A 15,328-nucleotide genomic window follows, 5' to 3' on the forward strand; every position below is an offset into this window, starting at 1 on the left:
CTCGCTCCGCGCAATTGCGAAATTTAACAAGTCCTAAGCGGGCGTAACGAGCGTCGCCGTGCGGATTCCGCCTATAGTTCCAGCTCGCCCTCCCGGGCGCGCTCCGCCGCTAAATCGGAGCGCGCCGGGACGGCGCCGAAACTGGCGACATCACGGAGATCTTTCACTTGGCTACGAGCGGACGCGACGGGGCAATGTCAACAATCGCCCGGCAACTTGCAAAGCTCCTCATCGCTGCCGTCCTGCTTGCCGGCGACGACCTGGGCGTCTCCGCGCAGGAGCGATACGATCCCGGCGCGAGCGACACGGACATCAAGATCGGCAACATCATGCCGTATAGCGGTCCGGCATCAGCCTACGGCATCATCGGCAAGGCGATGAGCGCGTATTTTCGCATGATCAACGAGGACGGCGGCATCAATGGACGAAAGATCAATTTTATCTCGTATGACGATGCGTACAGCCCACCCAAGGCGATCGACGAGGCCCGAAGGCTCGTCGAGAGCGACGAGGTGCTTGCGATCTTCGCTCCGTTTGGCACGGCAAGCAACATTGCGATCCAGAAGTATTTGAACGCACGACACGTGCCCCAGCTCTTTGCAATAACCGGGGCCTCGCGCTTTGACGATCCCGCAAATTTCCGCTGGACCATCGGTTGGCAACCGAGCTACCGGACCGAAGCGCGCATCTATGCGGCCTACATCCTGAAGCACTATCCGGATGCGAGGATCGGCATCCTGTATCAGAACGACGAGTTCGGCCGGGACTATCTCGTCGGATTGAGGGACACGCTTCAGGACAGGTACGATCGGATGGTCGTGTCCAGCCTGTCCTATGACATCAGCACGCCGACGATCGATTCACAGATCGTCGCGATCAAGGCCGCGGCTCCCGAGATATTCATCAACATTGCCACGCCGAAATTCGCAGCCCAGGCGATCAGGAAGCTCGCAGAACTGGATTGGCATCCCGTCCACATCATGACGAACGTATCGGTCTCTGTCGGCGCTGTGCTGAAGCCAGCCGGCTTGGACAACGCGAGGGAACTCCTCAGCGCGGGCTATCAGATGGACGTGACCGATCCGCAGTGGGACGCCCACCCGGGCATGCAGCGCTTCCGCGCGTTCATGGCAAGGTACATGCCGGATGTAGATCGATCGGAGAGCGGTCCGTTGATCGCGTTCAGCATGTCAACCGCACTCACGGAGGTGATACGTCGCTGCGGCGACGATCTCACCCGCGAGAACATCATGAGAGTGGCAACCAATCTCGATTTCGAGATCGCGACTTACATTCCCGGCGTCCGGATCAAGACGTCACCGACGGACTATCGTCCGATCGAGCAACTTCAGATGATGCGCTTTACCGGCGACCGATGGCAATGGTTCGGGCCGCTACTCGACGGACGCGGGGATGGGACGACACTCTCATCCGACTAGCTGCAAGCCAGGCACGACTTCGTGCAAAGGCGAAAATGATCGTTCGATTGTTACTGCCCATCCGGTACATGCGTACACACCTTGGTGGGGCAAGCCGTGACTTTCTCCGGCTTCGCTTTGTCAAGGAGACGTTCGATGACTACACTGAAGCTCTTGTCCGCCGGACTGATCGTTGCGGCCACTTTCGCAGCCCCCGCGATGGCCCGCGAGAGCAGCATTCATGCGCGGCGCACCGTAGCCGATGCCTACGCGTCGGCTCAGCGCATTCCGGCCATGTCCAAGCGCGGCTGCGTCCGGGCGCCTGACGTCGGCTCGTATGCAAGTGCCCCGTGGCGCCGTCCCCCCTGCGAGCCCACCACCGGCTACTGAGCTCGGCCCGCGTCTGCGCGCGGAGCGCAGAGTTGGAAGGAAGAATGGCAGCTTGCCCGAGGCCGCCATTCTTCCGGCCAGGCATATCGAATCTCCGGACCCGAGCAGTCTCGCCTAACCGAGGCCGCCATCGACCTGAAAGCATTGCCGTGTGATGCGCTGGCTTTCGTCCGACGCCAGGAACAGCGCCACGCGTGCGATGTCGTCGGGCGTCACCGCGTCGGGAATAGCCTGACGCGAGCGAAGCTCGGCGATCTTCTGCTCGTCCGGAAACCAGAGCCGACGCTGGCGCTCCGTGATCACCATGCCGGGAGCGATGGCGTTGACGCGGATGCGGTCGGGGCCGACGAGTCGGGCGAGCGAGTTGGTGAAGCCGACGATCGCCGCCTTCGCCGCCGCGTAGGCCGGCAGCGCCGGCGCGCCGCGCATCCATGCCACCGACGACATGTTGATGATCGAACCGCCGCCACGCGCCTGCATCTGCGGCACGATCGCCTGCGCCGCGAAGAAGACGTGCCTGAGGTTGACGCCCATCATCCAGTCGAACTCGGCCGGCGTCACTTCGGAGAGAACCTGCCGTTGATCGTTGGCGGCGTTGTTGACGAGGACCGCCGCATCGCCAAGCACCCCTCGGACCTGCGCCATCGCGCTGCGCAAGGCGTCGATGTCGAGGAGGTCGCATGGCACAAACAGCGGCGCGGCGCCGGACACATCTGCCACTTCATCGACCAGCGCCTCGCCGGCTTCCGTATCGATGTCAACAAATGCAACGCGGGCCCCTTGCGCCGCGAACGCGTGCACGAAGGCCGCGCCGATGCCGCTGGCGCCTCCCGTGATCAACACCACACGGCCAGCGAGGCCGGAATAACTCGTCTCGGTCATGCGATCAGCCGCTCCGTCTCGGGGTCGAACAGGCAAATGCGCCGCGTATCGAGCGCGAAGTCGGCGGACGCGCCGAGCGTGGGCCGGATATCGGGGGTGATACGCGCCATCGCGGCTTCGCCGCCAAGGCGCAGCAACACCATCGTCTCGGCACCGGTCGGCTCGACCATCTCCACCGGCGCGCTAACGACAATGGGCGCATCGCCGGAAAATACCCGGCTGCCCTCGGCGATGCATTCGGGCCTGATCCCCAGCACCACCTCACGGCCGACAAACGAGGCCGCCACATCGTACCCCCGCAGGCGAAGGCGAACCTCGTCCGGCCGCCCGGCCCCGATCACGACCACCGGCCCGCCATTGTCGGCCTCGAGCCGTGCCGGCATCGTGTTCATCGGCGGCGAGCCCATGAAGCGCGCCACGAACAGATTGGCCGGATAGCGGTACACGGTGTCGGGATCGGCGAATTGCTGCACCTGTCCATGATGCATCACGGCGATCCGCGTCGCCATCGTCATCGCCTCGATCTGATCATGGGTGACATAGACGATGGTGGCACCGATGCGCTGATGCAGCCGCTTGATCTCCATCCGCATCTCGACGCGCAGCTTGGCGTCGAGATTGGACAGCGGCTCGTCGAACAGGAAGAGGAGAGGATCGCGCACCAGGGCGCGCCCCATCGCCACACGTTGCCGCTGGCCGCCGGAGAGCTGCGACGGCTTGCGGCCGAGCAGAGGCTCGATCTGGAGCAGCTTCGCGACATTCGCGACCGCCGCGTCCTGCTCCGCCTTCGGCACATGACGGCATTCCATGCCGAAGGTGATGTTCTGGCGCACCGTCATCGACGGATAGAGCGCATAGGACTGGAACACCATGGCGATGTCGCGGTCCTTGGGCGGGACGTCGTTGACGACGCGGCCGCCGATTTCGACGGTGCCGGAGCTCGCACGATCGAGCCCGGCGACGATGTTGAGCAGCGTGGACTTGCCGCAGCCGGACGGTCCGACCAGCACGGTGAATTCGCCGCTCTCGATGTCGAGATTGATGCCTTTCAGCACCTCCAGATTGGCGTAGCGCTTGGATAGGGCGCGAATGCTTAGTGCCGTCATGACAACCCCATCATTTCACGGCTCCCGCGGTAAGGCCGCGTACGAAGTATCTGCCACCGAGGAGATAGATCAGCAGAGTGGGCAGCGCTGCGATGATCACCGCGGCGCTCTGCACGCCATGCTGCGGGATGTCTGCGACTGCGGCAGATAGCGCGATGAGAGCGGCCGTGACGGGCTGCTGTTGGCCGCTCGTGAACGTCACGCCATAGAGAAACTCGTTCCAGATGTGCGTGAACTGCCAGATCACGGTGACGATCAGGATGGGAGCCGAGAGCGGCAGAATGATGCGCCAGAAAATACGAAAGAACCCTGCGCCATCGATACGTGCGGCCCTGATCAGTTCATGTGGAATGGCGACATAGTAGTTTCGGCAGAACAGTGTGGTGAAGGAAAGCCCCTGGATCGTGTGAATCAGCACCAGACCCGTCAGCGTGTTGATGAGACCGATGTCCCGCAGCACGATGGTCCAGGGAAGCAGGCGCATCTGCTGGGGAAGGAAGAGGCCAAGCGTCACGATGCCGTAGATCCAGCTATCGCCGCGAAAACGCCAGAGCGACACGGCATAACCGGCGATCGCGCCGAGCATGGTAGAGAAAATCGTCGCAGGAATCGTGACGAGCGCGGAGTTCAGCATGTACGGCCGGATGCCGGCGCAGGTCTCGGCGACGCAGAAACCGCTCCAGGCAGCGGCGTAGTTGCTCCAGGCCCAATGTTTCGGCCAGCCGATCATCGAGGCCTGCGCGATCTCCTCGTTGGTACGGAGCGAGTTCAGCACGACAACAACCAGTGGCGCGAGCCAGGCTGCCGCGATCAGCGAGACGACGAGATAGATCAGAATCCGGGTCGGCGCGAAGGTTTGGTCACGCATGGGTGGCGCGCCGTTGCTGGATATATCGCCACGCCGCATAGGGCAGCAGCACCGCGAGAAGAATGAGCAACATCAGCACCGCCGCCGCCGCTCCCCGGCCGAGCAAGCTGCGCTGGAACATCAGGTCGTAGACCACAAGTGCCGGCAGTTGGGTCGCGATTCCGGGGCCGCCGTTGGTGAGCGCGCGAACGAGATCAAAGGTCGAAATCGCGAACTGTAGCTGGATGACGACGACGGTTACTGTGATCGGCCAAAGCGTCGGCAGAATGACGCGCCGGTACATTCGGAAAGGTCCGGCGCCGTCGATCTGCGCAGCCTTGACGAGGTCGGCGTCGACGGACCGAAGGCCGGCAAGGAACAGCGCCATGGCGAAGCCGGAGGATTGCCAGATCGCGGCGATGACAATAGTCCAGATTGCCATGTCGCGGTCGATCAGCCAGTCGAACTTGAAGGAGGTCCAGCCGAGATCGTGGACCAGCTTCTGGATTCCAACGCCAGGATTGAGCAGCCAACTCCAGACCGTGCCGGTGACGACGAACGACACGGCCAGCGGGTAGAGAAAGATGGACCGCAGCACGTTCTCGCCGCGAATGCGCTGATCGAGCAGGATCGCAAGCACGAGGCCGGTCACCACACTCAGCAGCACGAAAGCGCTGCCGAACAGCAGCAGATTGTCGAAGGCGATCTTCCAGTTCCGCGTCGCGAGCACAGCCGTGTAGTTGCGCAAACCCACCCAGCCGGAGACCGGTACAAGAGTGGATGGCGTGAACGAAATCCAGATCGTCCACAGCGAGAACGACACGAGGTGCGCTGCGGACAACAGCAGCGGCACCCAGATCGTCAGATATTCGGGCAGCCGGCGCAACGCGCCGGAAATCGCCGGCCGGCCCGGCCGCGTAGCTGTCGAGACGGCGTTGGTCAACGCGCGCTCTCGACGGCGTCGGCAAGGCGGGTGACCGCCTGCTCCGGTGTAACCGTCTTGTTCTTCACGTACTCCGTGATCACGTCGATCATCGCTGCGGTCATACCGTTTTCCTGCGCCATGTTGTGCGCGAGGCTCAGAACAGCCTGATTGCTGGCGATCGCGTCTTTCAGAGCTGCTGCGGTCCGCCGTTGACCGTCCGACCAGCCTTCACCGGAAAGATCGACATCGGTGCGCACGGGGATCGATCCCGTGATCTGCGAATACATCGTCTGGATCGCCGGATCCATGACGAGCTGGGCCATCAGCGTCTGGCCGGCTTGCAGGTCGGGCTCCTTGCGCTGCCAGAAGATGAACGCATCGGCATTCAACAGGAAGACCGGCTTGGTATTGTCGCTCGGGCCGGGGGCGATGGTGAAATCGTCGAACTTGAAACCGGCGTTGCGCAATACGCCCTGCGCCCACCCGCCCATGATCATCATGCCCATGTCGCCGTCGACGAAGCGCTTCAGGTTGGTCGAAAAGTGTTGGGCGCCGACGTTGGGGTCCATCCAGTCGGCGATCTTGCGCACCTGCGCGAAGGCAGCCTTTATCTCGGGCCCCTTTAAGGCTTTTTCGTCAAGATTCATGATCGCCGCACGGTATGAAGTCGGACTGATGCCGGCGAGAGCGGCTTCGAACTTCTGTCCATCGTCCGGGCGGGTGCCGCCGTTGGCGATGGGATAGGTGACTCCGCCCGCTTTCATCTTTTCGGCAAGGTCGTTGAAGTCAGCCCAGGTGACGGGGATCTTGTCGGCCTTGGCCTTGTCCATCGCGCGTTTGGAGAGAAACAGCATGTTGGTGCTGTAGATCTGCAACGGCAGTGCAATCCATTTGCCCCCCGGCTTATGCAGGCGTGAGAGGTCTGGAGCGACAACCTTTTCGTAGCCGGCGGCGGCAACAAGGGCGTCGAGATCGACGGTCGGGGCAATCTTCGACCAGGCTGCGATCTCGGGACCTTTGAGCTGCGAACAGGCCGGTGGATCGCCGGCCATGATCTGAGCGCGCAGCTTGTTCATCATCTCGGTGGTGAAGCCGGGCACCGGCGAGTGCTGCCAAACCCCGCCCTTCTCCTCGAATTTCTTCCCAAGCGCCGTGATGGCCGCCCCGTCGCTGCCTGCGGACCATTGCGAGATCACGGTCAGGCGCGGCTTGGCCGCGCCTTGCGCACGGACAACCGCCGGCAGTGCGAGCGTGGCAGCAGATCCAGCGAGCAGACGACGCCTTGTTATCGTGATCGGCATGGCAAGTTCCTCCCGGGTGTGAACTCTGTAGCGCGAAGCCGCGCGGCTTTAGGGCATCTCAGGCGGCCTCCGTCGATGCGGCCGGCATGCCGCCGCGGCAAGCAAGGCAATAGGCGGCAAACGCCAGCGCGGCCCTCGGATCGTTGCCGTTCGACGGCGGCACGAAAGCGAGCGACACCTGCGCGAGTTTGCGTCCGCCGAGTAGGCAGGCATCGATCCCGTCGATCAGAGCCTTTCGATCGGTCTCCGCCAGAAGCGACGGCCAGCCCGAGATGGCCACGCCACAGCAGGGCTTTACGTTCAACGTGTTCCCGATCGCGAGGCCAAGCCGATACAGGCGGTGCCGCAGCTCCTGCCGCACGCGGGGCGAAATCGGCATTGCGGCCACCCAATCGCTGCCGAGCTGGAGCAACTCCGGTTCGGACATGCCGAGAAGCCCGGCCAGTGCGGGAAGCGAGGTGTAGGCTTCGACGCAGCCATGGTGGCCGCAGCGGCAACGCGGACCGCCCTCGCCGAACACCATGTGGCCGAGCTCGACGGGCTGCAAGGCGTCGGCGTCGATCGCGTCGTCCATCCAGGCGCCGGCAACGCCCTGGCCGACGAAGACGAACAGATGCGCGCCGCTGAACGGGTAGTCCTCCGTGCGGCAGCGGTGAAACGTGGCATGCGCCACGACCGAGTTGGTGAACTCGGCCTGCACGCCCGCGAACATCTCGCCAAGCATGCCGCGAATGCGTCCGACGTCGCAGGGGATGATGGGATTGTCCGATACGCTCAACCGGCCAAGGCCGGGAACCGAGACGCCGATCTGCGACAGCCGGACCCGGTGTCGCTGTGTCCAGTCCCGTAGCGACGTTAGCGCCTCGAGAAACACGCGGCCCACGGATTCGGCGGTCGGCGTTTTCGGCAGCGGCAGCCGCTCGGTGTAGTGTAGCTCGCCGGACATCGCGCCGACGCCCACACTCAGCGACTGCCCCGTGAGCTCGATAGCCGCCAGGGCCACGGAACCGTCGAGGGACACGAGCGCTGTCGGGCCGCCGAAGTAAGGCGCAGGCCGCCGAATTTCCTCGATCAGCCCTTCCGCCTTCAGGTCGAACAGGATGCGCGACAGGCTCGCCTCAGACAGGCGCACCGCCTTGGCCAGAGGTGGCCGAAACATGCCGCCCGATTGAAGCAGATGCCCCAAGATGGCCGCACGCGTCTGCCGCCGACTTCTCGGCTGCTCAGACATTTCCATCCCTGTCGTCATTCTTACTTAGTGTAAGAATGGGCGCGCTGCGTCTCGCCTGTCAAGGCGTTTGCCGGCTCGATGCTGAGCGTGCCGTTGTGGCAGCAAGGATCGAAGGCGATTGTTCTTTTTTGGTCCGCCGACTCGTTGGATGGAACTCTTCAAGTTTCACGCGAAGTCATTTCATCCAAAATCTCAGCGCAGGAACGGTGGCGCACGACGAAGATTGAGGCGCACGCCCTCTCAACATCGTCATCCGGAAGCGGAGCAAAGCAATCCAGAATCCGAGAAATTCAACTTTCGCCCCAGCCTAGATCGACCAGAAATCTCTCTTACATATCAATACTTTATATCGATTATCATTCAGCGCACGAGAATCGCTGAAACTTGCCTCTGAAGACAAGGCAAACAAACCGTAAAGGAGGCAGCTCCCTCGCCCCTCCCGCCCCGCGATAGAGGTATCATATAGCCGATAAAGCGCCTCTGTCGTGGCAAAAATGCGACAACGTCCGGTCATTTGTGCAACTTTTACGCGTTTGACCTAGATTGTCGCGCCGGTCCCTGCAAAGGTCAGGCGCATTTCCAGGGGGCCCCGCGTCCGTAGAATTCGGAGACGGGTGGAGGTTAAATTGTTTGGGCGCATTCTCATTTCTAGTGCATTGGTTCTGGTTCCGTGCGGTGGCGCGGTAGCGGAGCAATTTTCGATCAATGATGCTTTGAAGCAGGCCGTACATACCAATCCGGGCGTCGGCGAAGCGTCTGCCAACCGCCGCGCCACCGAAAGCGAGCTTCGACAGACCCAGAGCACGCTGCTGCCGCAGGTTCGCGTCGAAGCGCGGTGGGGTCCCGAAAAATTCGACCAGAGCGCTGCCGTAACCAGCAGTACCGCCCTACCCATCCCGGTGGCCGGAAATGGCTCCTGGCGAAACGGATCGCAGGAATCCGTCGTCGTGCGGCAGATCCTGTTCGACGGCTTCGCATCGATCCAGGACATCTGGCGGCAGACCGCCCGCGTCAACGCGGCGGCTTTCCGTGTGCGCGAACGCACCGAGCTGATCGCTCTCGACGCTGCGGAAGCCTATGTCGACGTCACGCGCTATTTGCGACTGGTCACGACCGGCGAGCAGAACGTCGCCGCTCACGAGAAGATTTTCGCCAACGTCAACACGCGCTTCTCCGGCGGACGGGCCGGCGAAGGCGACCTCGAACAGGCGCGCGAACGCGTTGAAGCTGCACGCGCCGCGCTCACCGAATTCCGCCGGAGCCTGGAGGAGGCCCGCGCCAAGTACCGCAAGGTCGTGGGACTTGAGCCCATCAATGTTCGTTTTCCGGGTCCACTGGGCGGCATGCCGTCGACCCGCGACGAGGCGCTTGCAACCACCGTGCGCTTCAATCCCACCATCCAGGCTGCGCAGGCCGACGCTGATGCGGCAAAGCACGCATTTCGGGTGACGGACGGCGCTTTCGTTCCGACCTTCTCGCTCGAGGGCCGGGCGACCCACAACGACAATACCTATCCGTATCTCGGCGTCACTCACGACGACTACAGCGGCAAGGTCGTGATGTCCTGGGATGTGTTCCGGGGCGGCCAGGATGTCTGGCGGCGGTCCGAGATGGCCGAACGCTATGTCGAGACCACCGCGCGACACGCGCGCCTGCAGCGTGACGCCATCGAGTCCATCGACAAGGCCTGGGCGGCGCGCACGGTCACCGCGACGCGGATCGCGACCCTGGTGCGGGAACTCGACGCCGCCCGGAAGACCATTGCGGCGTACCAGAAGGAATATGAGCTCGGCCAGCGCTCGCTGATCGATCTCCTGAATGCCCAGAACCAGTATTTCAACACGCTGGTCTCGTTGACTTCGGCACGCGGCGTCGTGGTGTTCGCCGACTACCAACTGCTGGCGGCCATGGGCACGCTGCTCGAGTACCTGAAGGCTCCGCCGCCGGTTGATGCGGCACCGGTGGATCTGGGGATCTTCGGAACGCCGGACTACAGGGCGCCCACGCTGCGCGTGAAGCTGCCGCAGACGGGCTCCGAGCCGCTGAAGGTCGCAGTGCCGGAAGCCCAGCCGGCTCCCCAGCGTCTGGGCTATGCGAGCGAAACGCCCGAGGCCTATCTGTTCAGGGATAGATGGCCGCGTGGGGCTAATCAGGCGAGCATGACGGGAGCATCGGAGTGGCTCACGCAGCAGCGAAGTACCAGTAATCCCCCCGTATTGACCCCCTCCCCGGTCACCGCTTATGCAGCGGACAAAAAGCCGCATTGGCTGGCGACGGCGTTCGAGCCGGTTCAGAGATAGCCCCGCCCCGCGAATGGGATCGGGTCGTGAAATCCGCTTGGCAGGTTGGCCAAGCGGCGGAAGGCGCTCCTAAGATTAACCTTTAGGCGCGCTTTCGCCGGTTAACCAAATGATTCCTCTGCGTTTTCCGCTATGGTGGAATGACGGTTCGTTGCTCGCTCCGCATCATTTCATTTTGGGCATTGGCAATTGTTGTTTCGATCATCCGAGTCTAGGCGCGCGCCTGACCGCCCCGTTGCTGAGGTGACGGCTGCACCTGAACCCAAGCAGGCGGCAGGTCACCTCGACGATCCGCTTGCATCATCGCTGATGTATCTGGCGGCCTATCATGGCCGCGCCGTCAGCCGCGAAGCATTGCTGGGCGGCCTGCCGATCCTTGATGGACGATTGTCAGTCCCCCTCTATGACCGCGCAGCCCGGCGTGCCGGACTTGAGACCGAAGCCGTCAAGCGTGACATTGCAGACATTCCCGCGCTGGTTCTGCCAGCCGTCCTGATCATGAAGAACGGGACGACGCTGATCCTCGTGGAGTTCGATCAGACCGGAGGCAACGCCAAAGTCCTCAATCCGTCCTCGACGCCTCACAGCCCGGAGCTTCACCCGATCCAGGCCATCTCGGCCGGCTACACCGGATATGCATTCTTCGTCCGGGCCGCAGCCGAGAGCAACGCACGCGTCGTAGCCGCCGGCGATCTGCCGCGAAGTCACTGGTTCTGGTCAACCGCCAAAGTGCATTGGCGCAGCTACGGCCACATCGCTCTCGCCGCCCTCCTCGTCAACATGCTCGCGCTCGCCACGCCGCTGTTCACGATGAGCGTTTACGACCGCGTCGTGCCCAACGGCGCCATTCCTTCGCTGATCGCGCTGTCGGTCGGGATGGGCCTTGCCATCCTGTTCGACTTCGTACTGCGAACCGTGCGAAGCAAGATGATCGATGTGACCGGCAAGACCATGGACGTGGTGCTGGCCGCGAACATTTTCGAGCACATCATGTCGGTCAAGATGGCGCAGCGGCCGACCTCGGTCGGCATCGTCGCCAACCAGCTCCGCGACTTCGATTCGGTCCGCGAGTTCTTCACCTCGGGCAGCGTGGTTTCGGCGACTGATCTGCTCTTCGCCCTGATCTTCATCGGCGTCCTCTTTGCGATCGCGGGTCCGCTTGCCTGGATCCCGCTCGCGATGTTGCCGATCATGATCATCATCGGCCTGACGGTGCAGCGCCCGCTGGACCGCGCCATGAAGCGATTGCAGGCGGAATCGGCGGCACGGCATGGGGTGCTGGTCGAATCCCTGTCCGGCATCGAGACCGTGCGGGCGACCGGCGCCGAGTCGCGGATGCAAACGGCCTGGGAGCGCTCCGTCGCGGCCACCGCGCGCTCCGGCGAGGACGTGCATTTCTGGGCCTCGCTCGCCCTGACCAGCACCAACACCGCCCAGCAGGCGACGAGCCTCCTGCTGGTCGTGATCGGCGTGCTCCTCATTCTCGACGGCAAGCTCTCGATGGGCGCGCTGGTCGCGGCCAACATGCTGGCCGGTCGCGTGCTGGCGCCGATCGCCGGCCTCGCGTCGGTCATCACGCGCGGCACCCAGACGCTGTCGGCGCTGAAGTCGATCGACCGCATCATGTCGCTGGAACGGGAGCGGTCGCCGCAGCGCGCCTACGTGTCCCGAAAAATCGACCAGGGGCGCATCAGCTTCGATAACGTCAGCTTCACCTATCCGAATGCGCCGGGCAAGGCACTAGACAAGGTGACGTTCAAAATCGAAAGCGGCGAGCGCGTCGGCATCATTGGGCGCGTCGGATCAGGGAAAACGACGGTCGGCCGGCTCCTGGTGGGCTTCTACGAACCGCAGGAAGGACGCATCCTCGTCGACGGCGTCGACTCGCGCCAATACGATCCTGCCGATCTGCGCGCCGGCATCGGCTTTGCCCTGCAGGATACCGATCTCTTCTTCGGCAAGTTGCGCGACAACATCGCCCTCGGCAAGCCCGAGGCGACCGACGAGGAAGTGCTTCATGCCGCCCGTCTGTCCGGGGTGGAAAGCTTCATCGCCGGACATCCGATGGGCTATGACATGCCCATCGCCGAGGGCGGCCGCAGCCTCTCGGGCGGTCAGAAGCAGGCGATTGGCCTGGCGCGTGTCCTGATCAGGAAACCGCGCATTCTGTTCATGGACGAGCCGACAGCGCATTTCGACGTGCGCAGCGAAGCCGAATTTCTCGAGCGGTTGAAGGCAATCCACGGCGATCGCATGACCCTGATCATCTCGACGCACCGCCTCTCGCTGCTGAATGCGGTCGACCGGCTGCTGCTGTTCGACAGCGGCCGCCTCGTCGCCGACGGGCCGCGCGACAAGGTGCTCGCTCTGCTCCAGGGCAAGCCGAACGGGCCATCCGCCGAGACTTCGCCTCACCCCAATTTATCCCGGGCTCAATCACAGGGCTGAACCCATGGCCTCCTCTGATTTCGCCTTCGCCAACGACGTTCGTGCCGCCGCGATGCTGCGCACGCCGCGAACCTCGCGCATGCTTCTGATGACATTCCTCGCCATGCTCGTGGTCTTCGTGGGCTGGGCGCATTTTGCCATCCTGGACGAGGTCAAGCGCGGCAACGGCCGCGTCGTGCCGTCGCGGCAGATGCAGGTGGTGCAGTCGCTCGAAGGCGGGATTGTCGGCGAGATCCTGGTGCAGGAGGGAGCGATCGTCCAGCAGGGACAATCCCTGATGCGCATCGACGACACCAAGTTCGCTTCCGAATTCGGCGAGATCAGGGAACGGCGCGCTGCGATGGCCGCGCGCGTCGCCCGCCTCGAGGCCGAAGCCAGGGGCAAGAGCGAACTGAGCTTCCCCGATCAACTCGACCAGGTGGTGCCGTCGGCCGTGGCTGCGGAGACCAGCGTGTTCAAGATGCGCGCGCAGAAACTGGCGCAGGATGTCGACGTCCTGAACCAGCAGGTCACCCGCCTGACCGGGACGCTGAAATTGCTCGATCGGGAGCTGTCGCTGACGCGGAAGCTGTACGAGCAGAAGGTCGTGCCGGAAATCGAGATGTTGCGCCTCGACCGTCAGGCGACCGAGATGAGAGGGCAGCTCGCCGAGGCTCAATCGAAGATCGCGAGCACGGTCTCTTCTTTCCGCTCCCAGGCGGACGAGGATCTTGCGAAGTCCAAGGGTGACCTCGCCGTGCTCGATGAAAACATCAAATCGGCGCAGGACCGGGTCCGGCGAACCGATCTGAAAGCGCCGGTACATGGGATCGTCAACAAGCTGAACGTGACCACCGTGGGAGCGGTCGTGCAGCCCGGCGCCAACGTCATGGACATCGTTCCCCTCGACGACACGCTGCTGGTCGAAGGGCGTATTCGGCCCCAGGATATTGCTTTCATCCGGCCCGGCCAGGATGCGGTGGTGAAGATCTCTGCTTACGACTCGTCCGTCTATGGCTCGCTGAAGGGCAAGGTCGAGCGCATCAGCGCCGATACCATCGTCGACGACAAGGCTGAAAAGACGCCGGACCGCCAGGAGAGCTTCTACCGCGTCATGATACGTACGGAGAAGAACCATCTGGGGACGGAAGAGAAGCCGCTGCCGATCATTCCCGGCATGGTCACGACGGTCGAAATCCTGACCGGCGAGAAGTCGGTTCTGGATTACATCCTCAAGCCGGCCCGTACCCTGAAGGATGAAGCCCTGCGCGAGCGCTGAGGCCGCGGCACGGTTAACAAAACGCAAAGGCCGGAGCGACAATTTACCGGCCGGCCGAAGCCCGCGATTGACCGCCTTTGCGACAATCGCCCCGCCCTCCTCCGGCCTTAACTCCACCTAAGCGCCGCAGACCGCAGTCTCGATCCAACAACAGGATCGGGGCGTAGATCGACGCAATAGACGTTGACGACGCTCCCGGCAGGGGACGTCGCTTATGGCACTGCAATTGGAATTGCAGCGAGCAAGCTTGCGCGCGCTTTGCGTGGGCCTGGCTGCATTGATCGCTACCTGCGCAACATCGCCCTCCCGGGCCGATGAGGCGGATGCACAGGAAACGCTCGCGCGCGGCATGGACGCGGCAGCGCGCCCCCCGGCGACATTCTTCCGCATCAACGACGTGCTGGCGAAGCTCGATGCCATGCGCGGCCGCGGACCGAATGCGGTCCGTCTTGCGGCGCTCACGCCCTCCAACATCGCAACCGACGCAGCGCCCGAACCCAAGCAGGCAGCCCCAAGGGGTGACGAGCCATTCGGCCTGTTCACCTTCCGCGCGCCCGATGGGCTGCTATGGCGCAAGTGGCGGGGGCTCGAAGCCAAGCTCACCAAGGACACGGAGACGCTGAGGCAGTGCGAGGCCGATGCCGGCAATTGCCTGTCCAACGCCGCGCAGTTCCTGCGGCTGATCGGCGCCGTCAAATCGAAATCGGGACGCGACAGGCTCGACGAGGCGAACCGCGCCGTCAACATGGTCGTCCGCTACGTCAGCGACTTTGCCCAGCACGGCGAAGCCGATCGCTGGAGCTCGCCGCTGGAGACCTTCGCGACGGCGAAGGGTGATTGCGAGGATTATGCGATCGCGAAATACGTCGCGCTGGGTGAAGCCGGATTTCCGCGTGAGGACCTCCGGCTCGTGCTGGTCCGCGACCGCGCCGTGCGGCAGGACCACGCCGTGCTCGCCGCGCGCCTCGACGGACAATGGCTCATCCTGGACAATCGGCGAAACAGCCTCATCGAGGATGGCGACGCGACGAGCTTCACCCCGCTGTTTGCCATCAATCATGACGGCGTCCACCTGTTCGCAACACCCTACGCAAAACGGCAGCCGCTCACCGGCGAAATCGCGGCCGCACCTGCGGCCGAAAGCGGCGAGCGAGTCGAATGGACCGGAGACGAAGCGTTGGCCGGCGGTGGTGGCATCAGCGCCTTGCCGCTCTGGATGTGA

Annotated in this window: 12 protein-coding genes; 6 read left to right on the forward strand and 6 right to left on the reverse strand. The window is 63.4% G+C overall.

From position 1 onward, the window contains the following. The first annotated feature begins 194 nt into the window (after positions 1–194). Together AXW67_RS04800 and AXW67_RS40180 are read left to right on the forward strand one after the other, a co-directional pair. Positions 195–1,439 carry an ABC transporter substrate-binding protein gene (locus tag AXW67_RS04800; RefSeq protein WP_063676911.1) on the forward strand — a complete coding sequence of 415 codons (1,245 nt, stop codon included), beginning with the start codon at positions 195–197 and terminating at the stop codon, positions 1,437–1,439. A 135-nt stretch (positions 1,440–1,574) separates the two neighbouring features. After that, positions 1,575–1,808, forward strand: a complete 234-nt coding sequence (locus AXW67_RS40180; protein ID WP_082907770.1) for a hypothetical protein — start codon at positions 1,575–1,577, stop codon at positions 1,806–1,808. 114 nt (positions 1,809–1,922) lie between these two features. Here AXW67_RS40180 and AXW67_RS04805 read toward each other — a convergent pair whose 3' ends face one another. The 6 genes from AXW67_RS04805 to AXW67_RS04830 are packed head-to-tail and all read right to left on the reverse strand — an operon-like array spanning position 1,923 to position 8,106. Beyond that, positions 1,923–2,690, reverse strand: coding sequence for an SDR family NAD(P)-dependent oxidoreductase (locus AXW67_RS04805; RefSeq protein ID WP_063676912.1), 768 nt, complete (start codon positions 2,688–2,690; stop codon positions 1,923–1,925). Further along, entirely contained in the window at positions 2,687–3,796 is a 1,110-nt protein-coding gene (locus AXW67_RS04810) for an ABC transporter ATP-binding protein (protein ID WP_063676913.1), read from the reverse strand. The genes AXW67_RS04805 and AXW67_RS04810 overlap by 4 nt, the downstream gene beginning before the upstream one ends. A 10-nt stretch (positions 3,797–3,806) precedes the next feature. Continuing rightward, positions 3,807–4,664 carry a carbohydrate ABC transporter permease gene (locus AXW67_RS04815; RefSeq protein ID WP_063676914.1) on the reverse strand — a complete coding sequence of 286 codons (858 nt, stop codon included), beginning with the start codon at positions 4,662–4,664 and terminating at the stop codon, positions 3,807–3,809. After that, complete coding sequence (locus tag AXW67_RS04820) at positions 4,657–5,586, reverse strand: carbohydrate ABC transporter permease (protein WP_027555480.1); 930 nt, start codon at positions 5,584–5,586, stop codon at positions 4,657–4,659. The genes AXW67_RS04815 and AXW67_RS04820 overlap by 8 nt, the downstream gene beginning before the upstream one ends. Next, positions 5,583–6,869: an ABC transporter substrate-binding protein gene (locus tag AXW67_RS04825; protein ID WP_063676915.1), complete on the reverse strand. Its 1,287-nt coding sequence runs from the start codon at positions 6,867–6,869 to the stop codon at positions 5,583–5,585. The genes AXW67_RS04820 and AXW67_RS04825 overlap by 4 nt, the downstream gene beginning before the upstream one ends. A 58-nt stretch (positions 6,870–6,927) precedes the next feature. Further along, positions 6,928–8,106, reverse strand: coding sequence for an ROK family transcriptional regulator (locus AXW67_RS04830; protein WP_201723630.1), 1,179 nt, complete (start codon positions 8,104–8,106; stop codon positions 6,928–6,930). A 632-nt stretch (positions 8,107–8,738) separates the two neighbouring features. Between AXW67_RS04830 and AXW67_RS04835 the strand changes: the two genes are divergently transcribed. From AXW67_RS04835 to AXW67_RS04850, 4 genes are all read left to right on the forward strand, one after another. Further along, positions 8,739–10,400, forward strand: coding sequence for a TolC family outer membrane protein (locus AXW67_RS04835; protein WP_430648701.1), 1,662 nt, complete (start codon positions 8,739–8,741; stop codon positions 10,398–10,400). Positions 10,401–10,709: 309 nt separating this feature from the next. Next, a complete protein-coding gene (locus tag AXW67_RS04840; RefSeq protein WP_145927428.1) occupies positions 10,710–12,848 on the forward strand; it encodes a type I secretion system permease/ATPase in 2,139 nt (712 codons plus the stop codon). A gap of 4 nt (positions 12,849–12,852) precedes the next feature. Further along, a complete protein-coding gene (locus AXW67_RS04845; protein ID WP_027555485.1) occupies positions 12,853–14,106 on the forward strand; it encodes an HlyD family type I secretion periplasmic adaptor subunit in 1,254 nt (417 codons plus the stop codon). A 349-nt stretch (positions 14,107–14,455) separates the two neighbouring features. Continuing rightward, a complete protein-coding gene (locus tag AXW67_RS04850; protein ID WP_245315415.1) occupies positions 14,456–15,328 on the forward strand; it encodes a transglutaminase-like cysteine peptidase in 873 nt (290 codons plus the stop codon).

This window comes from Bradyrhizobium neotropicale, from assembly GCF_001641695.1.
In the GTDB taxonomy this organism is placed as follows: domain Bacteria; phylum Pseudomonadota; class Alphaproteobacteria; order Rhizobiales; family Xanthobacteraceae; genus Bradyrhizobium; species Bradyrhizobium neotropicale.